Annotated in this window: 25 protein-coding genes; 9 read left to right on the forward strand and 16 right to left on the reverse strand. The window is 30.7% G+C overall.

Annotated elements, in window-relative coordinates:
- The first annotated feature begins 233 nt into the window (after positions 1 to 233).
- The 4 genes from ABD766_RS10895 to ABD766_RS10910 all read left to right on the forward strand — a co-directional run bounded on the left by ABD766_RS10895 (position 234) and on the right by ABD766_RS10910 (position 3,727).
- Positions 234 to 1,736: a hypothetical protein gene (locus ABD766_RS10895; protein ID WP_344816721.1), complete on the forward strand. Its 1,503-nt coding sequence runs from the start codon at positions 234 to 236 to the stop codon at positions 1,734 to 1,736.
- A 218-nt stretch (positions 1,737 to 1,954) separates the two neighbouring features.
- Entirely contained in the window at positions 1,955 to 2,485 is a 531-nt protein-coding gene (locus tag ABD766_RS10900; RefSeq protein ID WP_344816722.1) for a DUF6705 family protein, read from the forward strand.
- 270 nt (positions 2,486 to 2,755) lie between these two features.
- Positions 2,756 to 2,947 carry a hypothetical protein gene (locus ABD766_RS10905; RefSeq protein WP_344816723.1) on the forward strand — a complete coding sequence of 64 codons (192 nt, stop codon included), beginning with the start codon at positions 2,756 to 2,758 and terminating at the stop codon, positions 2,945 to 2,947.
- Between the two features lie 327 nt (positions 2,948 to 3,274).
- A complete protein-coding gene (locus tag ABD766_RS10910; protein ID WP_344816724.1) occupies positions 3,275 to 3,727 on the forward strand; it encodes a hypothetical protein in 453 nt (150 codons plus the stop codon).
- Positions 3,728 to 3,778: 51 nt separating this feature from the next.
- On the opposite strand, the gene ABD766_RS10915 is transcribed toward ABD766_RS10910, so the two are convergent.
- From ABD766_RS10915 to ABD766_RS10990, 16 genes are all read right to left on the reverse strand, one after another.
- Positions 3,779 to 4,204 (reverse strand): hypothetical protein, encoded by a 426-nt coding sequence (locus ABD766_RS10915; RefSeq protein ID WP_344816725.1) that lies wholly within the window; start codon positions 4,202 to 4,204, stop codon positions 3,779 to 3,781.
- Between the two features lie 5 nt (positions 4,205 to 4,209).
- The gene (locus tag ABD766_RS10920) at positions 4,210 to 4,668 is read right to left on the reverse strand and encodes a sll1863 family stress response protein (RefSeq protein WP_344816726.1); all 459 of its coding nucleotides are present in this window, start codon (positions 4,666 to 4,668) and stop codon (positions 4,210 to 4,212) included.
- 68 nt (positions 4,669 to 4,736) lie between these two features.
- Positions 4,737 to 5,075, reverse strand: a complete 339-nt coding sequence (locus ABD766_RS10925) for a YtxH domain-containing protein (RefSeq protein ID WP_344816727.1) — start codon at positions 5,073 to 5,075, stop codon at positions 4,737 to 4,739.
- An 11-nt stretch (positions 5,076 to 5,086) separates the two neighbouring features.
- Positions 5,087 to 5,728 (reverse strand): porin family protein, encoded by a 642-nt coding sequence (locus tag ABD766_RS10930; protein ID WP_344816728.1) that lies wholly within the window; start codon positions 5,726 to 5,728, stop codon positions 5,087 to 5,089.
- 59 nt (positions 5,729 to 5,787) lie between these two features.
- Positions 5,788 to 5,943 carry a lmo0937 family membrane protein gene (locus ABD766_RS10935; RefSeq protein WP_344816729.1) on the reverse strand — a complete coding sequence of 52 codons (156 nt, stop codon included), beginning with the start codon at positions 5,941 to 5,943 and terminating at the stop codon, positions 5,788 to 5,790.
- A 113-nt stretch (positions 5,944 to 6,056) separates the two neighbouring features.
- Positions 6,057 to 6,530, reverse strand: coding sequence for a universal stress protein (locus ABD766_RS10940; protein ID WP_344816730.1), 474 nt, complete (start codon positions 6,528 to 6,530; stop codon positions 6,057 to 6,059).
- Positions 6,531 to 6,550: 20 nt separating this feature from the next.
- Complete coding sequence (locus tag ABD766_RS10945) at positions 6,551 to 7,021, reverse strand: Dps family protein (RefSeq protein WP_344816731.1); 471 nt, start codon at positions 7,019 to 7,021, stop codon at positions 6,551 to 6,553.
- A 31-nt stretch (positions 7,022 to 7,052) separates the two neighbouring features.
- Entirely contained in the window at positions 7,053 to 9,437 is a 2,385-nt protein-coding gene (locus ABD766_RS10950; protein WP_344816732.1) for a glycosyltransferase, read from the reverse strand.
- A complete protein-coding gene (locus ABD766_RS10955) occupies positions 9,427 to 10,461 on the reverse strand; it encodes a glycoside hydrolase family 130 protein (protein WP_344816733.1) in 1,035 nt (344 codons plus the stop codon). Before ABD766_RS10955 ends, ABD766_RS10950 begins: the two co-directional genes overlap by 11 nt.
- Positions 10,462 to 10,579: 118 nt before the next feature.
- Positions 10,580 to 10,804 carry a CsbD family protein gene (locus tag ABD766_RS10960; RefSeq protein ID WP_344816734.1) on the reverse strand — a complete coding sequence of 75 codons (225 nt, stop codon included), beginning with the start codon at positions 10,802 to 10,804 and terminating at the stop codon, positions 10,580 to 10,582.
- A 176-nt stretch (positions 10,805 to 10,980) separates the two neighbouring features.
- Positions 10,981 to 11,415 (reverse strand): response regulator, encoded by a 435-nt coding sequence (locus ABD766_RS10965; RefSeq protein ID WP_344816735.1) that lies wholly within the window; start codon positions 11,413 to 11,415, stop codon positions 10,981 to 10,983.
- Positions 11,415 to 14,045, reverse strand: a complete 2,631-nt coding sequence (locus ABD766_RS10970) for a PAS domain S-box protein (RefSeq protein WP_344816736.1) — start codon at positions 14,043 to 14,045, stop codon at positions 11,415 to 11,417. The genes ABD766_RS10965 and ABD766_RS10970 overlap by 1 nt, the downstream gene beginning before the upstream one ends.
- 3 nt (positions 14,046 to 14,048) lie before the next feature.
- Complete coding sequence (locus ABD766_RS10975) at positions 14,049 to 14,609, reverse strand: helix-turn-helix domain-containing protein (protein WP_344816737.1); 561 nt, start codon at positions 14,607 to 14,609, stop codon at positions 14,049 to 14,051.
- 45 nt (positions 14,610 to 14,654) lie between these two features.
- Positions 14,655 to 15,008, reverse strand: a complete 354-nt coding sequence (locus tag ABD766_RS10980; protein ID WP_344816738.1) for a cupin domain-containing protein — start codon at positions 15,006 to 15,008, stop codon at positions 14,655 to 14,657.
- Between the two features lie 338 nt (positions 15,009 to 15,346).
- Positions 15,347 to 15,934: a dual specificity protein phosphatase family protein gene (locus tag ABD766_RS10985; protein ID WP_344816739.1), complete on the reverse strand. Its 588-nt coding sequence runs from the start codon at positions 15,932 to 15,934 to the stop codon at positions 15,347 to 15,349.
- A 1-nt stretch (position 15,935) separates the two neighbouring features.
- Entirely contained in the window at positions 15,936 to 17,864 is a 1,929-nt protein-coding gene (locus tag ABD766_RS10990) for an LTA synthase family protein (RefSeq protein WP_344816740.1), read from the reverse strand.
- A gap of 107 nt (positions 17,865 to 17,971) precedes the next feature.
- Here ABD766_RS10990 and ABD766_RS10995 point away from each other — a divergent pair, with 107 nt between their 5' ends.
- The 5 genes from ABD766_RS10995 to ABD766_RS11015 all read left to right on the forward strand — a co-directional run bounded on the left by ABD766_RS10995 (position 17,972) and on the right by ABD766_RS11015 (position 22,889).
- Entirely contained in the window at positions 17,972 to 19,750 is a 1,779-nt protein-coding gene (locus tag ABD766_RS10995) for an AMP-dependent synthetase/ligase (protein WP_344816741.1), read from the forward strand.
- A 101-nt stretch (positions 19,751 to 19,851) separates the two neighbouring features.
- Complete coding sequence (locus ABD766_RS11000) at positions 19,852 to 20,253, forward strand: hypothetical protein (RefSeq protein WP_344816742.1); 402 nt, start codon at positions 19,852 to 19,854, stop codon at positions 20,251 to 20,253.
- 593 nt (positions 20,254 to 20,846) lie between these two features.
- Positions 20,847 to 21,176, forward strand: coding sequence for a GIY-YIG nuclease family protein (locus tag ABD766_RS11005; protein ID WP_344816743.1), 330 nt, complete (start codon positions 20,847 to 20,849; stop codon positions 21,174 to 21,176).
- Between the two features lie 375 nt (positions 21,177 to 21,551).
- Positions 21,552 to 21,935 carry a hypothetical protein gene (locus ABD766_RS11010; protein ID WP_298305525.1) on the forward strand — a complete coding sequence of 128 codons (384 nt, stop codon included), beginning with the start codon at positions 21,552 to 21,554 and terminating at the stop codon, positions 21,933 to 21,935.
- Between the two features lie 444 nt (positions 21,936 to 22,379).
- Positions 22,380 to 22,889 (forward strand): hypothetical protein, encoded by a 510-nt coding sequence (locus ABD766_RS11015; protein ID WP_344816744.1) that lies wholly within the window; start codon positions 22,380 to 22,382, stop codon positions 22,887 to 22,889.
- Positions 22,890 to 23,156: the final 267 nt, after the last annotated feature.

Here is a 23,156-nt window from a genome sequence, read left to right on the forward strand (position 1 = left end):
CTAAACATGCAAAAGCAGTAATTTAGAAATACAAACCATATTAAAATGTATTATCAAAAAATACTTTATTTACAATACATGACACGCGAAAGGATTCGCGCGGTAGCTAGGGAAAGTATTCACGCTTTAGCGAGGGTTTTATAAGACATTTGAAATCCATAATTGTGTTAAAGCAATTAAGGATTTTTTTATATATTTACGAATACTTACAAACATTTACTAGGCATTTGTAAATGTTTGTTTGTGGAGCTTATATACAAGTTACCAATAATAATATAGCATCTAGATTGGAAAAAGAATATCACAATATTTATGACAACGAAAAATTAAAATCATTGATAGATTCTAATAATGTCATCAATTGTGACATTTGTATTAGACAATCTAATTCAAAAGACAAAGTTCTAAGTCTAAAGAATGTAAAAGCTATTAATGGTAATCTTAGTATAGATTCTGATGATTTAATTGATTTAGGAGGACTTGAATTAATAAATGGAAATTTTTGGTTATCCACTTGTAAAAATCTAAAATCCTTAAATAATTTAATTGAAATTAATGGTGAAGCCAATTTAAGATATTCGTCAATTGAATATTTAGGAGAGCTCACTCATGTTCATGGAAAGCTTTCCTTGAGAGACACGAATATCACAAATCTAAATAATTTGCAATTTGTCGGAGGTGAACTATTTCTCCCAAAACGGTTAGAAAAAATATCAATTTCAAAAATAATTATTAAGGGAAAAGTTAGATATTGGAATGATAAAGACACTTCAAATATATCTAAACTGAACCAAAAAAAAGAATGGGGACAATCAAATAATTTACATTTTTCCGAGATTCATTCTCTAGAATTAGATAACAAAAAGCGATTCGTTACTGGAAAATATCTTGTGAGAAAATGTTTTAATCCAAGTGAATTAAACAATCACATAACTGAAAACTCCGATGATTTTTTTCAATTTATTGATAAAAAGTTAGAAGAGCTATATGGAAATAAATACTCGTTTTTTCATTCAATATTTAATGAACTTAAATCTGTTAAAGAACTTAATAGCGAATTTCCAAATTATAAAATAGACAAGAGAAAGCAATTAGATTACTTTGAAATAAATAAAAGTGTAAATGAAATAATAAACAAAAATAAAAACAACACTCCTTTCTATAAATATTTTTCAGCATTAAAACAATTCAAAATCGAATATCAATTTTCAGGATATACGGCAAAATATTTACTAAGATACAACGAGCACAAACTTACATTATGTGAAAGTACAGGAATAGATAAAAACTCATTTATTTATTTTATTGAAAATTCCATATTATCAATCTTCTCCATTTTCGTAATTTCAAATCAAAATGAATACAGAGTTTCTAAAGGTTTGCCTAAAATTGGTGAGGGTTGGTTATCAGAAACGGAACTTTATCAGAATCTTAAAAAACATTTTAGTTCCTACAAAGTTCAACAACATGGTAAAACAAAATGGTTAGGTAAACAACACATTGATATTTGGTTTCCTCAACTTAATATAGGCGTAGAATTTCATGGAAAACAACACTACGAACCAGTAAAACACTTTGGAGGAATTGAAGCTTTTATAAAAAATCAAGAACGTGACTTGAGAAAAAAAGAGCTTTTTAAAGTCAACAACTCAACTCTAATTGAAGTTACGCATGGATTCGATTATGAAAAACTAATTAATGAGATTGAGCAAATAATTATTGCTGCTAAATCATAAAAAAATATAATTTAAAATAATTATTACCCCACGCTACCATGCGAATCCTTTCGCGTGGTCACAAAACAAGCAAAAGCAGTAATTTAGAAATAAAAACCATATTAAAATATTTTATCAAAAAAATACTATATTTACAATACATGACACGCGAAAGGATTCGTGCGTTAGTTAATGATAAGTAAATACTTTAGCAGAGAATTAATAAAATCCGAATTAAAATGAAACTTTTTTTTCTATTATTACTTTTTAATTTTTCATTTGCTCAAAAGGATGTTTATCCAGTTGAAGAAAAACATCTACATCTTATTAACAATCCAAATTATTCAAATGAAATTTTTAAAGATATTAATAATGTTCTCGATAAGTTTTTAGGACGTTGGACTTATTCTGACATGAATTATGAAGTTGTAATTGAAATCTTCAAATACTTTGATGAAATTAATCAACAAGATGCATTATATATAAATCTAAAGCTCAATAAAAACGATGAGATATTAATAAATACTTTGAATCAAAATTTCCCAAATATTATTGTCGGAGCTTCTTTTTTAGACTCTAAAGATACAAACTCGGTGATTGTTTACTTTTCAGAAATACAAACGGAAAAAGTGTTACTTTGCGGTCATGATTCTTCAGTTAACTTAAAACTAAATGATAAATATTTATATTGGGAAATTAAACCAAGAGAATTAACATATAACAAAACTGCTAAATTGTTACCCATAAAAATGAGATTCCAAAAAAATTGAACCCTTTGCTAATATGCATAATTGTTGTATAACTACTATTTTTTTAATCAATTTGTAAATTATCACACTACCAATCGAATCCCTTCGCATGGTAACTAAATAAACTAAAGCAGTTATTGAAAAGTAAAAACCATATTAAAATATTTTATCAAAAAATACTATATTTACAATAAATGCACGCGAAAGGATTCGCTCGTAAGCTATGGTTAGTTAGTACATTTAGCGGAAATACTAAATAAAAACTAAAAACAGAAGTAATAAATATAAGATTTGACAAATATCTATCAAATATTAGAAGGTTGGAAACTAAATGTAGAAGAAGTTTCAAATTGTGTATATAAAATTGAATTTGTAAATTGCTCTGGTAGAGTTGTTGGATGCACAGACCATGATTATGAAAGAGGAATTGAAACTTGTGTAAACTATGCTTTTGACATTGAAAAACAAATTAACAAAAACTAGAATAAATTTGTTTTCGATTTATTAAAATACAACCTTGAGAAAAAGAAACTTGACGAAGAAATCTATAATGATCATTTTTTTGGTTCATGTATATTCCGACAAAAAAACAGACGAATAGTTATGGATGGAAAAGACGCTTTAATTGAATTCCAAAAAAAGACAATATTTAGAACTTGGATAACGAAAAAGCAAATCTCATTAAAGAATTTGGAATATAAGGACTTGAAAAATATCTGTAGAGAATTTGAGTAAAAAAAAGTACTAACGCTAACAGCCATTTAGCAAGATTGCAACTTTATATTGAATTGAAAATTTAAAAAGATAAAAATGAAAGTAAAAAAAATAGTTCTTGGGATTTTTTTGTTTGTAATCTGTTCCTCATTTGCTCAAAATTCGGTTACTGAAATAAATACAAAAAATGGTGTAACTTATTTAACAACAGACATTAATTATTCTGTTACAGGAATTTATCAATATAAAGGTAAGGAACCCATAGTTGAATTAAATGCTGATGGTAGTGGTTTTTATCAAACGGAAGGCGAACCCAAAAAAGCTATTAATTGGGGTTTTGAATGTTCAAAAGATGGCGTTCCAAAATTTGTTAAAGGGTTTGATAGCATCGAATATGTTTTTTATTACAAATACATTTCCTCCGATGAAGAGGATTCAGAATGGAAAAAAGTAGAATTCTCCATTCATTTAAACTCAATGAAAATGTTTATTAATGGTGAACGAGTAAAGATTTTCACACCAAAAGAAAAACAAAAAAAACTGCCCTAAAGCAGTTTTCCTAAACTAACCAACAATACAAAAAAGTAAAACTAAAAACTTTTAAAACTTATCGGTTTCCAAAATCCTCATGTTTCCGGGATAAAGAACACTTGGGTCATCTTCTGCTGTTACAAATATCAGTTTTGGTTTAGAAGATGAAACCGTTTCAAATTTTACATGAAGTTTTGATGTGCTAATAATTTGTCCCAGATTAATAGGATTATCATCTTCAGTCAACATCCAAACAACATACGTCATTCTTGGTGGATTCAATCGTTCTGGTTCTGCCAAATACGAAATTTGTAATTCAATATTATAATTTTTGTTTTTATCTTTTTTTACCGAAACTTCGCCTCTTGCAGCAGGAGTTATAGGTGAATTATTAAAAACGGTTTTCTTAGCACATGAAACACTTACCACTAAAAACAAAATCGAAAGAATCAAAATTACTTGTTTGATACTTATTGAAAATTTTATTGTTTTCATGATGGTTATTTTTTCATGTTACGCGCCGCCATGTTTGAAATAGATTTACCTAAATCATCCATATCGTTATTAAATTCTACTTTAAACAATTCCCATTTTTCTGAAGTTCCTTGTTGATCATAGTCTTGAAGTTTAGCTTTCAGTTCTTCATTTTTCTCTTCTAATTTGGCTAACTGTTCTGTGTACATTGCCTTATTAGAATCTTTTGAAGCATTGATAGTCACTTTCATATCATCAATTTGTCGTTGATTTTCGTCAAGTTTCAATTCAATACTAGATTTGAAAGTATTATAATCGCTAACAGAATCTAATTTAGATTGTTGCAAAGCAGCTTCTGCATCTACAACATCTTCTTGAGCGTTTTCTAGTTCGCCTTCTTTAGCTTTTGGAGAATTATTACAACTTACTAAAAGCAAGCCCATAAAACTCATTAAAACCACTAATTTTAATATATGTTTTTTCATTTTTGAGATTTTAAAAATTTTGCAATGGCCTTTATACTAACCAACTCTAAAGGCCAAAGCAAAAAATATTATTTAGTAACGTGATCTGAATTCATTTGCAAAAGAGCATTGGCTTTTTCTTTCAAACTTGAAGAAACGCTTTCGAATTTTCCTTCCACCATACCTTCTAATTCGGCTGCTTTATCTTTCAACATTTTAGCATCTTTAGAAACCATTTTTTTGAAATCTTTGGCTTCACGACTCATTTTTTTCTTGAAATCTTTAGCCATATCTTCTGCACCACCAGCAATCATGCTTCTTGTTCTTGTTCCTTTATGTGGAGCAAATAAAACTCCAAGAGTTACTCCAACTAATGCTCCTACTACTAAAGAACCAACTATTTTTCCTGTGTTATTTGAATTGTCCATTTTTATTTTATTTAAAATTTATATCCTATTGTTGCTTGGTACCACATGTTTTTGTAACGTGGCGTTGTTGAATTTCCATCACCATCATTATTCTTAACATCCCATCCTCCTCTTAATCCGATAACTAAATGGTCAATATTAAAATCGACACCACCAGTTAAACCAAAGATGTTTTTACGTAAATTACTGTTATCAAATTCATCTTGTTGTGATGTAGATAAAGAACCACCAGTAAAATCATCAGTTTGTTTCATTAAGAAAGAAAATTGAGGACCGAACAATAAAGAAACATACTCAACTGGTTTAATAGAAATTAAAATTGGCACATCAATAAAATCTGATGTTCTTGTCATTTCATAATTGGTTCCTAAAAAAGTACCTGTAGATTTGAATCCTTTTTGAGAATACAAAACCTCTGGTTGAATGCCAAATATTTTTCCTAAAGGAACTACTACAAATGCTCCTGCTGCTAATCCGAATTTTCCATCTGCTACAAAATCTTCTCCTTCTGAATCATATACATTAGAGTAATTAGTACCTGCTTTTACACCGAAAGTCAATTTGCCGCGATTGTCTGTTGTAGTAGTTGTTTGTGCTTTTAAACTTGTCGTTGCAAAGGCAACTAATGCGATCATTATGATTGCTTTTTTCATTTTTTTTTATTTAAGTTATATGCGTATTATTCATTATGTTATGCGTATTATTCATTCAATTATAAAACCTTTCTGCCGCTAATTATTCTAAGTAGAATAGCTACAATTGCTATTACTAATAAAATATGTATAAGACTTCCTGTGTTGTAAACAAAGAATCCTAAAGCCCAAGAAATAATTAAAACCACCGCTATTAGATAAAGTAAATTGTTCATGATGTTTGTTTGTTTTTAGTTACTATTCAACTCATTTATTATACTTCAAAGGTACTATGGTGATAAAGGTTTTGTGTTACATTATCAACTATACGTTTTACACATTTACCACTTTAATTATGTTTATGTTTTGTTGGAATAATAAGCAACGGAATTGACGTTTGATTCAATACATTTTCGGTGGTGCTTCCAATTAAAACTTGCTCCAACCATTTTTGACTGTGCGAACCCATAACTATCATATCTACTTTCAAATGCTTGGCTGTTTTAAGAATTACTTCTGCAAATTCACCATTTTCAACTAAGGTTTTAATTTTAGAATCACCTAGATGTTTTTTGATTTTATCTAAATAATAACTTGCTGCATCACTCATACCATCAGCATTCATATATTGATAGAAAGTGGCACTATCGAAATCTCCAATTCCTGTAAAAGGTGATGTTAAAAAAGAGGTATAATACACTTCATTTTCAACCACATGAAGCAAAGTCACCTCGGCATGCATAGCTTTTGCAAATGAAAAACCAATTTCTGCCATTCTTGTTGCTGTTGGATTATAATCCAATGCCATTAATACTTTTTTCATTGTGTCCATTTTTTAATTTTTTATAAATGTGAACGTAAAATCCAAGCCATTTTTTCATGCTCTTCCATCAATCCTGTTATGAAATCGGTTGAACCGGCATCGTGGAATTCTTTATCAAACTTGGAAATATTCTCTCTCAAGTTTATAATCACACTTTCATGATCTATTAATAACTCTTTTATAAAACCTTTACTATCGTTTTTCTCATTAGTAACTTCTGTAAGTTGTGTTAAACCCAAAAAAGCAGTTAGACTTGCAGGAGCATAAAATCCTAATTTGCGAATACGCTCAGCTACTTCATCAATAAAACCTTCCAATTGTCGGTATTGTAATTCGAAGAAGGTGTGTTTTTCAAAGAAATCGGCTCCTTCTAAATTCCAATGCGCTTTTCTTGTTTTGGTATAAAGTACAAACTCGTCGGCTAAAATTTTTGACAATTCATCTACAACCGATTGACCATTTTTTTCTGTAATTCCGATATGTGCTTTCATTTTTATATTTGTTAATAATTAAAATTTATAATTAAGAAGTTTGAAATACCTCATCGTACAATTGTACTTCAACTTTTGAATTTTGAATTTCTTCAAAAACCAATCGCGCCATTAAATAACTTACTGTTGATTCGGCACCTTGATTCAAATTCACATGATGCTCTTCTAAACCATCATAACATCCGCCTGTAGCTGGATTATAAACAATTTGATGCAAATGATTTTTTCCTAAAAACCAATTAAAAGCAGTTTCCATTTTTTCTAAATATCCTTCTTCTCCAAAGGATTTGTAAAAGGTACTTAAAGCTAAAATTGTGTAGGTAACATCAATGGGTTGTTCGCCAAAATCATTAGCTCTTTTATCTTTATGATGCCAACCTTGATTGGATATTACCTTAATTTGATTGTCTCTAAAGATGATTGATAGTAGAAAATCAAATGATGTTTTAGCAATTTTTCTATATACTAAGTTACCTGAACTCATTGATGCATATAACATTGCTTCGGGTAAAAGGCTGTTGGCATAGGTTAAATAATTTTCAAACCACTTCCAATTTTTATCAGAAACACCTCTAAATTTTGAAGCTAAATTATCAGCCAACTGAGTAATCATGATTCTTATAATCTCATTATCTTTCTCTAAATTATAAAAATAAAGCCCTTTAATAGTAAAGGCAATAGCTCTTGGTGAATGAAATGTTGCTGCATTTCGCAATGCTTTTTCTAAACCAATTTTAGCCACATTTAATAATTTTTCGCTAAACAAATGCTGATACGAACTAAATTCTCCCAAGGCCCAAATCGCTCTTCCATTAGAATCTTCAAGGTTTTCGTTTTGGTTTTTCAGGAAGAAATTTCCTTCTCTATCGACATAATTTAAAAAGCTTCCATCTTCTTGCTGACAAAAAATAATGAAATCAAGATAGGTTGTAATTAATTCTAAATCGGCAACATCGCCAGTAAGTTCATAATGTTTCGATACAGCAATCAAAGCACGAGCATTGTCGTCTAAAGTATAACCTGAATCTAAATCAGGAACTGAAATTTGTGAAAACTGAATCATTCCGTCACTGGTTGTCAATCTTTTAATGTGGTCTAATGAAATTTTAGGTAACTCATATTTCAATTCCACTTTGCGTTTTGCTAAACTACTTTTGGTTAATTCAATGTGTGCTATAGCAGCATTTTGCCAAGAAGTTGGACTAATTTTATGTAAGGCATTAAGGCGCATTTCTTTCAGTAATTTAGGATCATAAAGCAATTTTATTGTTGCCTCAGCTAATTGTTCTGAATCTTGAAAATCAAAGTTTATTCCAGCTCCATCTAATAATTCTTTTGCGTGTGGAATTGGCGTTGAAATAACCGGACAACCACAAGCCAAAGCATAAGCCAAAGTTCCACTAACAGCTTGATTAGGATTTTTTGAAGTGAAAAGATAGATTTTAGTTCGTTGCAAATAATCCATCAATTCTTGTAATGATAAATATCGGTTTATGAATCGAACATTATTTTGTAATCCCAATTCAAATACTTTTTCATAAAGTGAATTTCTATATTTTTCGCCATCACGTTTAAGAACTTCTGGATGTGTTTTTCCAATTACCAAATAAATGACATTTGGAAATCTTTCAATGATTTTAGGTAAAGCTTCAATGGCAGTTTCAATACTTTTTCCTTCACTTAATAAACCAAAAGTGGAAAGGATAATTCTATCAGCCAAATGAATTTTAGATTTATTTTCAGAAACTTCACCTGAAGTAACTAAATGCGTTCCGTGAGCAATCACAGCAATTTTTTGAATGGCAATTCCATAATCGGTTCTTAAAATTGTAGCCGATGTGTTAGTCATTACAATAACCGAATCGGAACAATCAACAATCTTACGAACTACTTTTTTTAGTTTCGGATTTGGATTTGGCAAAACGGTATGGAATGTTGTAGCAATTGGTCTTTTTAAATGTGCCATTAACTTGAGCAAATAGTTTCCATTTTCACCACCAAACAAGCCAAACTCGTGTTGCAAGAAAATCATGGCTATATTTTTATCTGCATTAATTCTGTTGGCTAATTGAATAAACTGTTCTTCTTCATCAGTTTTGATAGTATATTTCACCTCATCAGAATAACTATAATCTGAATCATTTGCATTTAAGGCGCATACTTTTAATGAAAAACTATGTCCAAATTTTTCTTGGATAGCATTTCTCAAATCTTGAGTGTAAGTGGCAATACCACATTCTCTTGGCGGATAAGTAGTTATAAAAAGTATTTCTGGCAGTTCTTTTTTAGCAAATAATGCAAGATTAGACTTTTCTACTACTGGCATTTTGAAAAAATTGAAACCTCCAATGTTATTTAATGCTTCTTTATAAACTATCAGACTGTTGTTGTAAATTGGAAAAATATTAGCTCTCATGATCAATTTTATTTAGTAATAATTCTTTTAATAATTCTTTTAAACTCACTGATGCACAAGCAATACACTTGTCTGCGGCACCATAATAAATGTATAATTCATCGTCAAATAGTGCTGTTCCTGTTGGAAAAACAACATTGTTTACAACGCCATTCAATTCGTAATCAAATTCAGGAATAAACAATGGGTCAACCAATCTGGCAATAACTTTTGTTGGGTCATTGATATCCAATAAGGCTGCTGCTGCTGAATAGATATAACCCATAGAGGTATCATAAACTCCGTGATAAATAAGAAGCCAACCTAGTTCAGTTTCAATTGGTGGCGCACCAGCTCCTATATATCCTGACTCATGATTTACACCAACAGGATCGAGAATAATATGTTTATTGAAATGTAAAAAATAGTGATCCCAAAAATCTTTAGTTAATTCTTTCAAATCATTCACCATAACCAATTGAATTCCTGGACGTATGCGGTGCAAAAAAGCCAATTTACCTTCAATACGTCTTGGGAAAAAAGTAACATCTTTATCCCATAAATAAATTTGTTCGTTGGTTTCAAAATGTCGAACGTGTCTAAAATATTTGGCATTCACCAAGTTATTACATTCTGCTAATCGTTTGAACTGGTCAAAAGTGTATTTTGGCACTATAATTCCTTGTCTTTCAAACGTTTTTAAATCGGTTGAAGTTACTAAGGCTCCAAGCGCATTTATTCCGTTGTAAGCCGTGTAAGTGATATAATAAACACCATCAATTTTTACAATTCTAGGATCTTCAACACCTTTTGATGCATCATCTGTCAGTGGAATTAGTAATGGTGTGTTACTTCGCTCAACAACTTTTAGTGGTCCATCTAATTTGCAATAACCAACTGTTGAATAATTTCCATTTCTAACCGCTCTATACAACATATGAATTGTAGTTCCTTCTTGCATTATTGCTGGATTTAGAACACTATCATTTTCAAATGCTAAGTCTGTTTTTTTTAAAACAATTCCGTGTTTTTTTACTTCAATCATGACTTTATTTTTTAGTATAAAAAAAGTGCAACATTAGAAACGCTGCACCTTTTTATTGGCTCTTACATGTATTCGTAGTATCTCGTAAACTCTACGTTGCCCATATAATCAAGCCTAATTATGTTGTTACAGGTTGTACTTTTCTGATGATGTTAATTACTTCTTCTCTTTTTTTGTGAAGACGTAATTCTATTCTTTTAATCAAATCGTCTTCTCTACCTCTTTCAAATTTTAAATCAGAATCTGTAAGTTGTGGAAACTTCTCTTTCAAATCGTCTGCTTGTTGACTCCAATCTCCTGAAATTTTTAGTGCTTCGGTACTTTTGTTGTTTTTTGCTTCCATGATTATTATAGATTAAATTGTTTCTTTTTGATATATCAAAGGTGCGATACCTATTCAATAAAAGTGTTATAAGGTTGCAACCATAAATTACATAATTCACACATTAACAGAAATGTAAGAACAAAAAAAAACATCACAATTGTAGTGATGCTTTATTCATTTAATTTATTTAATTTCTACATTTTACTCATGTACCAATGTAACTGCTTGTCAATTTTTTGAGTATGTAACACTTTAACAATAATTTGTTTCAATCTCAAAAAAGCAGTTTCGCTTTTCACCACATAATCTGTTGCTTTATGATGAATACATTTAATGGCTACATCAATCTTATCTTGTGAGGAAAGCATAATGACCGGAACTTGCTGATTTTCCAGCTTGATTTTATCCAAAACCTCCAATCCATTCATGGCGCCTTTATTGATTCCGTCTAGATGATAATCAAGAATTATGATATCTGGATTTAGATTTAAATTATCAAGGCAAAGTTCACCTGTTGAAAATGTAAATATTTCAAAGTCGGCGCTCTCGAGGAATTCTATTTGTAGTGACTTTAAAAAAAGTGCATCATCATCTACAAGGAACAGTTTTATTTTTTTTTCGTCTAGCATTATTTTGAATTTTTTATGGTAATAAGTTCTTCTTCCAATTCTTTACAAGCTTGTAAACAAATGGTTTCTAATTGAGTAACCATTTTTAAAACCGTAACTTCGTCTAGTTGTTGATTGGCAAATTCTTGTATTTTTTTGGCTATAATTTCAAAATCTTGATGAATTCCAACAATAGAAAAAGATGGTATTAATTTATGAACAGTGGCATAAAGCATACTCCAATCTTTATCAATATAGCTTTGTTTCATGGTTGAAACTAATGGTGGTGTTTGATTTAAATATAATAAAATCATTTCCGACATTAAAGCCGGATTGGATTTTGTGCGTTGCATTAAGTAATTCAAATCAGTGCAACGAACTTGATTGATTCTTTGAACTGTTTCTTCATTAGTTTCTTTATTTTTTTTATCCAATATTTTTACTATTTTGCTGTATAACAATCGTTCATTGACTGATTTAGCAATATAATCATTCATTCCTACAGCGTTGCATTTTGATAAATCGGCAGTAGTTACATCAGCCGTTAAAGCAATAATTGGAATGTTTGATTTCAAAGTATTTCTAATGTATTTTGTGGCTTCAAATCCGTTCATTACTGGCATTTGTAAATCCATTAGAATAATATCGTAATGCGATTTTGACATCTTATCAATAGCTATTTGGCCATTAGAAGCGATGTCGCATCCAAAACCAAAATCGTCTAACAAGGTTCGCATTAGTAGTTGATTTAAAGCAATATCTTCGACTACTAAAACATTAATATTTTGAACTTCATCAGTAACTTCTTCAATTTCAACTAATAAATCTGCATCCAAATTTGTTTTTTGAAAAGAAAGTTGAAAACTAAAAACAGAACCTACATTAAAATCACTTTGCACTTTTATGGTTCCGTTTTGTCCTTCAACTAGTTGTTTTACTATAGCTAATCCTAATCCTGTTCCGCCATATAATCTAGACGTTCCACTTGAAGCTTGTTGAAAATTTTCAAAAATGGTACTAAGTTTTGAATCGAGAATACCAATCCCTGTATCGGAAACTGCAAACTCAATAATTACGTTATCATTGTTTTCTTCTACCAATTTTACGCTAACAACAACTTTTCCTTCGGAAGTAAACTTAACGGCATTACTTACCAAGTTGAGAATTATTTGATGCAATCTAACAGGATCGCCAAGTAAAACCTCAGGAATATTTTTGTCATATTCTTTTATTAATAAAATATTTTTCTCTTGACATTTGATATCAAATAAATGAACCATCGCCGATAACGAAACGTCCAATTTAAAAGGTACTTTTTCAAAAGTCATCTTACCCGAATCGACTTTTGCTAAATCTAAAATATCATTAATAAGAACAATTAATGCATCACCACTAATTTTAATAGCTTGCAAATATTCTCTTTGTTTGGCTGATAAATCTGTTTTTAAAACCACTTTTGTAAATCCAATTATGGCATTCATTGGAGTTCTAATTTCATGACTCATATTAGACAAAAACTGTTGTTTAGCTTTCACAGAATCTACGGCAACACGTGTAGCATTTTCTGCTTTTATTAGAGCTTCTTCTGCAATTCCTGTTGCATTTTCTGCTAATGCTTTGGCTTCAATTAGTTCTTTTTCAGCTTTTTTTTGCTCAGTAATATCTCTTGCAACTACCACTGCTCCAATAACATTACCATCAGCATCTTTATAAACAGAGCCATTAAACAAAACATTGGTAAGTTTACCATCAATTATTACTAATGGATAATCTACCACAAAACCTTTTGCAAAAACTTCTTCATAACCTTTCTTGGCTAATTCTGGTTCGGTAAAATAATTGATAAAATCAGAACCTATTAAATCTTCTTTAGAAACATCGGTAACTCTAACCGAAGCTTGATTGGTATCGGTAATTTTTCCTTCTAAACTGATTGTAAATAATGGATCACGACTTGCTTCAATTAAGCTTAATGAATATTGTGATGCCAGTTTTAAAGAATAATTATACGCTTCCAATTCTTTGCTCTCAACTACTCTTTTCTCTTTTTCTTGGTTTTGAAAATTAAGTTCTTTTCCGGCTATAACTAATTCGTTAGCACGATTTCGTTTTTCATGAGTTTGAAATTCAAGTTCTTTATTGGCAATTAGTAATTCATCTGCGCGATTTTGTTTTTCTTTATTTTGAAAAACTAATTCTTTGTTGGCAATAGTTAATTCACTTGCTCGATTTTCTTTTTCTTTATTTTGAAATGCTAGTTCTTTGTTGGCGTTTTTTAAATCTAAAGCCCATTTTTGTTCGGCAATATCTCTAGCAACAATAACAACACCAAGCACTTTTTGGTTTTCATCTTTATATATCGAACCATTAAATAAAACATCGGTAAGTTTTCCTTTTTTGTGACGAAGTGTCAATGGCGAATCGGCTACCGAACCATTAGCGAAAACTTCTTGATAAACTTCTCTTGCTTTTTGAGGTTCTGTAAAATAATCGAAGAAATCAGAATCTGTAAGCTCCTCACGTGATACTCCTGTAATGTTTATTGTAGCTTGATTCATATCCATAATTTTACCATCAATATTTATGGTCACTAATGGATCTAAACTTGCTTCTATTAAACTACGAGCATATTGATTTTCTTGATTTTTCATACTTTAAATTTCTTCAATAGGACATCTTCGTTTGTCTTTAAGTAATTTGAAATGTGATGGAGATAATCCTGTAACTTTTTTAAACTGATTGGATAAATGAGCAACACTACTATAATTCAATATATACGATATTTCTGTAAGATTTAATTCATCATACAAAATCAATTCTTTCGCTCGCTCAATTTTATGATTAATAATAAATTGCTGAATCGTAATTCCTTTTACTTCCGAAAAAATATTTGACAAATAAGTATAATCATGATGAAGCTTCTCTCCAATATAATCTGAATAATTTACTTTGGGAACTTCGTCGGTATAATGAACCATTTCTATAATGACGTTTTTAATTCTTTCTATTAAAACCGCTTTTTTATCGTCCATCAATTCTAAACCATAAACTAATAATGCTTTGTTTAATTCAATAAGTTTCTCTGCAGAAAGTTCCTCCATGATTTCAACCTCGCCCAAGTCAATCAATACAAAATGAAGTCCCATTTTTCTTAACTCTTCCTTAACCACCATTTTGCATCGAGTGCTAACCATGTATTTGATATAGAGTTTCATATAGTTCTTATTTACATTGTATTTGTTAAATTGTATTACTAATGCTTATTCTTCATAACCGCTTTTAATTACTGTCGAAATCATTTTAAACTGTACATTAGCATTAAACTGATGCTTAGAATTAGCTGGTATTATGATTCCTTCGCCCAACTTTAGTTTGTATTTCTTGTCGTTAATAGTAATTTCTGCAACACCATCAATTATTTGAATATAGGTATCAAACGCAGAACTTTTTTCGTCCAATTCTTCACCTGCATCAAAAGACGTAACGGTTACATTACCAGTTGTTTTTTTTATTATTGTTCTACTTACCACAGCGTTTACCATGTATTCGATAATTTCAACAATGATATGAATCTTGGATTTTTCTAATTCAGCATTGTCATTGACTTTTTTCATTTTTTTGTTTTTTTATGTTATATTTATTAATCAAACAATTGTTAAAAAAACATATCCTACAAAGTTGTAATAACTTATCATGTTGTAGTTTACATTTAGATTTTTATAACTTACATAAATCACACTTTTGCAAATGTTTTTTAAGTAAATTATTTAAGTAATTGAGAAGTAAATCAGTTATTATTTAAGCTGATTCTATGAGGTTATAAGCAGGAGTGATACTCAATAAAAGTATTTCATTATAAAGGTAGTCTAAATAAAAGGAAATGTTCCATTTATAAATTTAATTGGTAAAGAATTTAACATAAAAAAAGCGACTCTTACGAATCGCTATTGCTTTATTTATTCTCTATTGCCTTTTGTTTTCGGCTCTTGTAGGCTTTTAAATATTCTCCTTTGGGCTTTCCATCATCAAAAGAACTGAACATAACCGGAAAAGCTGCTTTGCTCCTAGCCTCTTCATTTGAAAATCCTTCGTATTCAATTCTGTAAAGTGCCGAATACATTTGCGCTCTTCCAATTCCGTGATAGCAATGAATCAATACAGGATAATTATCTTGATTGTCCATGATCTTGAAAAAAGAATCCAAATTCTCTTGTTTCGGAACTTGATCGGAACCATTATTGAAGTAATTTACTCCAGGAATTTTTGCTACAGCTTCTTTCTCTGCTGTCAATTCTGCAGGAACTTCTGGATTGTTTACATCATCTCCAGTTCCAGGAAAACGCAAATCAACTATAGATTTGATTTTATATTTCTTTACATAATCAGCAATCTCATCTGGCGGAATCACACCACTTTTATAGACCTTACCTTCTGTAATAGTCATGAAATTATGGTTGATATGTCTATCATAAACATACTTTCCTGTAATGCCCAAAACCACTACAACTAAAGCAATTAGTATCTTATTTTTAGTACTCATGTTATTTATCTTTTGAAGTCAGTTTTTTGTCGATAATGCGTTCCATATAATCTTGTAAGAACGCTTTGCAACGTTTCTCTAACAAATTCATTTCGGCATTGCGCTGACCTATTAAATTGTTTTTTAAATCTTTATCTTCCTTTTTGTAGAAACCAACAGCTTTCTCTCCATCAAAGGTACAAATATAATTGCCACTCATCATCTGATAATGATCCGAAGAATAACGCATTACAAATGGTGGTACTTTTTTCTCACTTATCAAACTTCTACCCCAACTTCTAAAAGGCTTGTCATAACCCATCATGTCTAGCAATGTTGGATATATATCAATCTGTTGTGCCCAATCTTTATTTACACCAACATACTTCTTGTTCGGACTAAAAAACAAAATCGGAACGGTATGAAAATTTTGATCTTTCAAATAATCATCATAATAAATTAAATTATCATGGTCGGCAACCAACACGAAAATGGTATTCTGATACCATTTTTCCTTTTTAGCAGCATTGAAAAATTGCTTTAAAGCATAATCGGTGTAGCCAATACATTGGTGAATAGGATTATCACCTTTCGGAAATTTACCTATATATTTATCAGGAACAATGTAAGGTTCGTGTGACGAAACCGAAAACAAAGTTGCCATAAAAGGTTGTTGCTTTTTTGAAATCGTTTTGTTGAAATACTGCATAAAAGGTTCGTCCCAAATACCCCAAACACCATCAAAATCGGCGTCGTTGTTGTATTCGTTTTTACCATAATAATGATCGTAACCCAATATGTTTCCAAAACCTAAGAAACCCATCGAACCATTAGGTGCACCGTGAAAAAATGAAGTATCATAACCTTCACTTTTTAAAACAGAAACCAACGATTCTATCTTTTGCTTCGGATAAGGTGAAGACGTAAAAGCATCTTTAAAAGAAGGAATCCCAGCAATAACAGACGACATTCCGTGGATGGATTTATAACCATTAGCATAACCGTTTGTGTAAATCATACTATGTTGTGCCAATGAATCTACAAACGGAGAATATCCTTTATAGTTGCGAATATTCATGTCTTTGTTGAAAGCACTAATGTATTCTTTTGCATAACTCTCCAAAATCAAAATCACAACATTGGGTTTCGTTTTCGGATTGTTTTTATAGTGTTTGATAGGAACAATTAAGGAATCAATCGTTGTTTTATCAACCAAATTTACTTTCTTAAACGTATTGGTATTCCAAGTTCTAATAATGGCAAAAGGTGTATTTAAAACAAAATCAGCTTGAGAAGCATCTGTTACAAATCTACTGGCATCGAGTAAATTAATTGGTCGTGTACTTTTTCTAAAATCGCCTCTAATTCCTCCAATGCAAAGTGCTGTAATCAATAAAAAACTAAATACAGAAGCCAAAAAATACTTAAAATTTGGTTTTGATTCGTGGTGTTTTACTTTCACTTTTTTGTACAAATAAATCCACAGGAAAGCCATCAAGAAAAACAAGAAGAAAACGTGCCAATAATTCACCAAGAAATTCAAGAACAGCGAACCTTTATTACTCTCATTTTGAAGCGTATCCAACGATGCTCTGGTACTTCTATTGAAGGTATATTTATAGTAAATAAAATCAATAAAATTGGCCGTGTAAAAAATCAGATTGACTGTAAAATACAAGTAAAACAAAAACTTCTGAAACCCTTTTCTAGTGTTGATTAGTAAAGGTAAAACCGATAAAATTATAAATAGTGAATTAGCATAGAGAATTGTAGTTGTATCAAATGCTAAGCCGTGATAACACAATTTTATAAAGGCAATAAAAGAATCTATTTTAATTAAATTTTGATTATAAAAATAGAACAAAATTCGAGCCATCATATAAAACAGATAGGCCAAACCTATTCTGTAAAACAGCACTTTATATTCGTTAAGTCTTGGAAATTTATTCATCTATTGCTACTACAATTTTGTGCAAAACTACTAAATTGAAAAAGGATATTTAAAAATAAATTGTTAATCTGTAATTTATTAATTAATTTGCATCAAAATTAGTAGCTATGATTCAAATTACGCGTTTGTTTGACTTCCCTTATTATCAATTAGAAAAGAATAATGTTCCAGATTGTCTTGTTACTAAGTACAATGGTGTTTGGGTAAAAACTTCAACACAGGAATATGTTGATAAATCAAATGCCATCTCACGTGCTTTATTGCGCATGGGAATTCAGAAAAATGATAAAATTGCCATCATTTCATCGTCCAACAGAACCGAATGGAACATTATGGATATTGGAGTGATGCAAACTGGAGCACAAACCGTTCCAATATATCCAACCATTGCAGCCGAAGATTACGAATATATTCTAAACCACTCGGAAGCTTCCTACTGTTTTGTATCAGATGATGTGGTTTTGCAAAAATTGCTTTCCATCAAGAAAAACGTTCCTCTTTTAAAAGATATCTTTTCGTTTGATGAAATCAATGGTTGTAAAAATTGGAAAGAAGTGCTTGCTTTAGGTGAAGATTCATCCAATCAAGATGTTGTTGAAGATCGAAAAAACAATGTCAAACCAGAAGAATTGGCTACTATGATTTATACTTCTGGAACAACAGGTAAACCTAAAGGCGTAATGCTTTCTCACAATAACATTGTTTCTAATGTGTTAGATAGTTCACCTCGAATTCCATTTGATGAAGGAACTAGTCGAGCATTGAGCTTCTTGCCTATTTGTCACATTTTTGAACGTGTTATTTTATACATTTATCAATATTATTCGGTAGCGATTTATTTTGCTGAATCTATTGAAAAACTTTCTGATAATATTAAAGAAGTTAAACCAACTGTTTTCTCGGTTGTGCCAAGACTTCTTGAAAAAGTATATGATAAAATCTACGCTAAAGGTGCCGAATTAACTGGAATCAAAAAGAAACTATTCTTTTGGGCAATCGATTTAGGTTTGAAATACGAACCTTATGGCGCTAACGGATTTTGGTATGAAACCCAACTTAAAATTGCCAGAAAACTTATTTTTAGCAAATGGCAAGAAGGTTTGGGTGGTAATCTAACCGTAATGGTTTCAGGAAGTGCAGCCTTACAACCAAGATTAACCAGAGTTTTTGCAGCAGCAGGAATGCCTGTAATGGAAGGTTATGGTTTGACTGAAACTTCTCCTGTGATTTCTGTAAACGACATGAGAAATGGCGGATTTAAAGTAGGTTGTGTTGGTAAAGTCATCAATAATGTAGAAGTAAAAATTGCTGAAGATGGCGAAATCCTTTGCAAAGGACCAAACGTAATGATGGGTTACTACAAAGACCAACAACTAACCGATGAAGTGATTGTGAATGGTTATTTTCATACTGGTGATATTGGCGAAATCGACTCACAAGGTTTCTTGAAAATTACCGATAGAAAGAAAGAAATGTTCAAAACTTCTGGAGGAAAATACATTGCACCACAATTGATTGAAAACGCAATGAAGCAATCGTTGTTTATAGAGCAAATTATGGTGATTGGTGATGGTGAAAAAATGCCTGGAGCGTTCATACAACCAAGTTTTGATTTTCTAAGAGAATGGGCAAAACGCCACCATGAAGACATTGGCGACTTAAACGAAGAAATTGCCTCAAACCCAAAAGTAATAGCACGAATTCAAGAAGAAGTAAACGAAATCAACAAAAAATTCGGAAATTGGGAAATGATTAAACGTTTCGAATTAACACCAAATATTTGGAGTATCGATGGCGGCGAACTGACACCAACACTAAAACTAAAACGTAAAGTAGTAAGAGAAAAATACAAAGATCTTTACGACAAAATTTATAGAACGGAATAAATTGAGAAACACCTTTAACGAGGTGTTTCTTTATTAGTATATTTGATAAATCGAATGATTTGTTTTATTGCATAAATTATATAAAACCTTTGACAAAACATATGAAAATTAGACATCTAATCCTATTCTTTTTAATGATAACTTTCATATCATGTGGCAAAGAGTCGTCTGGAGCAGATGAATCATTTGAACTTTGGTCAAACCATAAAGTTCCAAGCGACTTCAAAATTTATAATGGTCAATACTGGAAATCATCGCATTGGAGTTATGAATACATTACTTTTTTGCATTTCAAAGCTCCAACTAATTGGATTGATGATTTTATAAAATTAAATGATTTGCAAATAGCAACCGGAGAATATAGTATGCCATACGATGCACCAGAATGGTTCGCACCAAAAGTTGGTCAAAAAGTTTATATTGAGAAAGGAATTACTCAAGGTTCAATGTATTTCGTTAATCAAGAAACAGGTGAAGTTTTCTTGTATGAAATACAATTGTAAATATTTAATCATAAATAGCTACTATAAATCAATAAAGAATAACAATACGTTGATAACTATTGAGATTCCTACAGAATGACAAAAGACTAGCTTTGTCATTCCGACAACGGAGGAATCACACTCGCTAATCACAAAAACAATCACACAAAGAATAACAATACGTGAATATCTAGTAAGATTCCCAATGAATGAAAAAAAGACCAGTTTTGTCATTCCGACAAAGGAGGAATCACATAAAACAATCACACAAGCCCATAAAAAAAGAAAAGCAAACTTGAGTTTCTAATGAGATTCTTCGTGCCTCAGAATGACAAAAAAGAAAACTATAATGTCATACCAAGCGAATTCGAGTAGCTTTTAACTCGCTAATCACAAAAACAATCACATAAAGAATAACAATACTCGAATAACTCATAAGATTCCTACGAATAACAAAAAACACTATTTTTGTCCTTCCGACAAAGGAGGACTCGAGCGATAGCGAACAGGCGAAGCAATCACAATAGAAAATCACACAAGCCTATAAAAAAAAGCAAATTCTAAGTTACTAATGAGATTCTTCGTGCCTCAGAATGACAAAAAAAAGCATGACCATGAACAACACAATGATTGAGTATAACGAAGGATACCTTACTTTCTATGTTTACATAATTACAAATAAACATAGGTCAACATATTATATAGGAATGACAAATAATTTAGGAAGACGTTTAACAGAACATAAAGAAAACATAGAAAAAGGAGTTAAAACGTTTGCTTCAAAATACAACATTGAATTTTTAGTATATTATGAAAAATTCACTTGGGTTGAACAAGCAATAGCAAGAGAAAAAGAAATTAAAGGATGGAAAAGAGACAAAAAATTAAACCTTATTAGATCCTTTAATGAAAATTTCGAGTTTTTAAATCATCGTTTTGTGTAATCTTTTAATCAACAGTATTTTATCATTAATTGTCCATTTTGTCATTCCGACAACGGAGGAATCACACTCGCTAATCACAAAAACAATCACACAAAGAATAACAATACGTGAATAACTAGTAAGATTCCCAATGAATGAAAAAAAGACCAGTTTTGTCATTCCGACAAAGGAGGACTCGAGCGATAGCCAACAGGCGAAGCAATCACACAAAACAATCAAAGTTAAGCCTTCATTACTTTGAGTTCTTTTGAAAACAAAATCCTCAATTATAAACAATTCCTATTCTTAAATAGTTAATAATTAAACCAATACCCTATTAAACAATTCTTAATTTTTACTATTTTTATTCCATTAACCAATAAAACTATTTTAATTATGAATTTAAAAAACTTTATTATCGGAGGAATCGTTGGCGGAATTGTTGATTTCCTTCTAGGTTGGGTATTTTATGGAATGTTGTTTACAGACATTTATCCACAAAATGAAAACACAAAGCTTGAATTTATCTTTTTAGGTTGCATGACTTTTGGCTTCTTTATTTCTTTAATTTTTACAAAATGGGCTGGAATAACTAATCTTGTAACTGGGTTAAAAGCTGGTGCCTTAATTGGCTTGTTTTATGGCCTTTCCATGAACTTTTTCATGTATTCTTCTCAAGTTGTTGATTACAAACTTTTAGGCCTTGACACCATTGTTAATCTTGTAATGGGTGCTGGTGTTGGTGCTGCTGTAGCTTTTGTTCTAGGAAAAATGAAATAATACTAAACCCTAACCAATAATTTGAAAACCATGAGTTTCGGCTTGTGGTTTTTTTATACTCTTCTAACAAATAAATCTTACAAAAATGTAAGGTTTTGAATGCTTTTGACATTGAATGAACACTTTTGACTGGTTACTACCCTTTTCATAGGGGTTTGGTTCGTAGTTCATTCGTAGTTTGTTCGTAAGCGTTTTGCTAAAATGAATCTTTTATCGAACATGCTAGGAACAAAGCCAAAACAAAACTCAAAAAAGTAAAAAATAGTACAAAAGTGACGTTTAACCTTTGTGAAAATTAGGTAGAAATACGTGATTTTTATAATGGATTATTTATTATATTAGCAGAGTAAAACTAGAACAAGTAGCGCTAATCATACCTAATTTGGGTGTATTAGGATGATAACGTCAGACTTATACACTAGTTAGCAGTAATTTTATAACAAAATGAAAATAGACATTGAGCAATCCATTACAAGTAGAAAATTGATTTTCAGAAGAACACTCTTGCAAAGAATTGATTATTATATTTTCAATATATTGTTTTTACTATTTCTCCTTCCTTCTCTTTCAATATACATAATCTTTTATGGCAATCCGATTAATTACAAAGGTGTAATTTTCCTGATTATAGTAAATGTACCTTTCATTTGGAGTATTATCGGCTTAAAATTTATTAATGAGTTAACTTATCTAGGAAAAGTTGAAACCAATCAAAGATCTCAATATTTGAATCAAATAAAAATTGATTGCAAATATGAGCAAGTTTTTGAAGAGGGAAATTTAGTAATAATGAGCAAAAATGATTTATGGCTTCAAGGCAAAGAATTGACAATTATTTTTCATGGAGAAAAAGCTTATGGTAATTTGACATATTTGGGAAAAGGTAATACGAGAAATCCTTTTTTTTCATATTTTAATAAAATTAAACTATTAAAACGAAAAAACTACTGCTAACAACGGTTTTGCTCAATTGCTCGTCTGTTGCTAGTGGAAACTATATTTTTTGTAACTTCGTTTTTCGGTAATGGAAAAAGAAGCGTTTCAAAAGTCGCAACTGAAGCAAAGCCGCGGCACGTTGGTGGTAATTTTATCTCACCTCTCGTCCTAAAATAGGTTGACTAAAAATTAAAACTTTTAGTATCCTATGGAAACACCAAAAAAACAACCCTGTCGAAAAAATGAGTATCAAAAAGTAAGCTTTGATCTCAAACTGTCCATTAT

The organism is Flavobacterium cheonanense, from assembly GCF_039539185.1.
Classification (GTDB): domain Bacteria; phylum Bacteroidota; class Bacteroidia; order Flavobacteriales; family Flavobacteriaceae; genus Flavobacterium; species Flavobacterium cheonanense.

Coding starts and splice junctions, on each gene's coding strand:
- ABD766_RS10985 (WP_344816739.1), bottom strand. CDS start 15,934: ATGAGTACTAAAAATAAGATACTAATTGCTTTAGTTGTAGTGGTTTTG.
- ABD766_RS11015 (WP_344816744.1), top strand. CDS start 22,380: ATGAAAATAGACATTGAGCAATCCATTACAAGTAGAAAATTGATTTTC.
- ABD766_RS10965 (WP_344816735.1), bottom strand. CDS start 11,415: ATGCTAGACGAAAAAAAAATAAAACTGTTCCTTGTAGATGATGATGCA.
- ABD766_RS10900 (WP_344816722.1), top strand. CDS start 1,955: ATGAAACTTTTTTTTCTATTATTACTTTTTAATTTTTCATTTGCTCAA.
- ABD766_RS10910 (WP_344816724.1), top strand. CDS start 3,275: ATGAAAGTAAAAAAAATAGTTCTTGGGATTTTTTTGTTTGTAATCTGT.
- ABD766_RS10980 (WP_344816738.1), bottom strand. CDS start 15,008: ATGAAAAAAGTCAATGACAATGCTGAATTAGAAAAATCCAAGATTCAT.
- ABD766_RS10990 (WP_344816740.1), bottom strand. CDS start 17,864: ATGAATAAATTTCCAAGACTTAACGAATATAAAGTGCTGTTTTACAGA.
- ABD766_RS10930 (WP_344816728.1), bottom strand. CDS start 5,728: ATGAAAAAAGCAATCATAATGATCGCATTAGTTGCCTTTGCAACGACA.
- ABD766_RS10935 (WP_344816729.1), bottom strand. CDS start 5,943: ATGAACAATTTACTTTATCTAATAGCGGTGGTTTTAATTATTTCTTGG.
- ABD766_RS10920 (WP_344816726.1), bottom strand. CDS start 4,668: ATGAAAAAACATATATTAAAATTAGTGGTTTTAATGAGTTTTATGGGC.
- ABD766_RS10950 (WP_344816732.1), bottom strand. CDS start 9,437: ATGAGAGCTAATATTTTTCCAATTTACAACAACAGTCTGATAGTTTAT.
- ABD766_RS10945 (WP_344816731.1), bottom strand. CDS start 7,021: ATGAAAGCACATATCGGAATTACAGAAAAAAATGGTCAATCGGTTGTA.
- ABD766_RS10915 (WP_344816725.1), bottom strand. CDS start 4,204: ATGAAAACAATAAAATTTTCAATAAGTATCAAACAAGTAATTTTGATT.
- ABD766_RS10995 (WP_344816741.1), top strand. CDS start 17,972: ATGATTCAAATTACGCGTTTGTTTGACTTCCCTTATTATCAATTAGAA.
- ABD766_RS10925 (WP_344816727.1), bottom strand. CDS start 5,075: ATGGACAATTCAAATAACACAGGAAAAATAGTTGGTTCTTTAGTAGTA.
- ABD766_RS10895 (WP_344816721.1), top strand. CDS start 234: ATGTTTGTTTGTGGAGCTTATATACAAGTTACCAATAATAATATAGCA.
- ABD766_RS10970 (WP_344816736.1), bottom strand. CDS start 14,045: ATGAAAAATCAAGAAAATCAATATGCTCGTAGTTTAATAGAAGCAAGT.
- ABD766_RS11005 (WP_344816743.1), top strand. CDS start 20,847: ATGAACAACACAATGATTGAGTATAACGAAGGATACCTTACTTTCTAT.
- ABD766_RS11000 (WP_344816742.1), top strand. CDS start 19,852: ATGAAAATTAGACATCTAATCCTATTCTTTTTAATGATAACTTTCATA.
- ABD766_RS11010 (WP_298305525.1), top strand. CDS start 21,552: ATGAATTTAAAAAACTTTATTATCGGAGGAATCGTTGGCGGAATTGTT.
- ABD766_RS10960 (WP_344816734.1), bottom strand. CDS start 10,804: ATGGAAGCAAAAAACAACAAAAGTACCGAAGCACTAAAAATTTCAGGA.
- ABD766_RS10975 (WP_344816737.1), bottom strand. CDS start 14,609: ATGAAACTCTATATCAAATACATGGTTAGCACTCGATGCAAAATGGTG.
- ABD766_RS10940 (WP_344816730.1), bottom strand. CDS start 6,530: ATGAAAAAAGTATTAATGGCATTGGATTATAATCCAACAGCAACAAGA.
- ABD766_RS10955 (WP_344816733.1), bottom strand. CDS start 10,461: ATGATTGAAGTAAAAAAACACGGAATTGTTTTAAAAAAAACAGACTTA.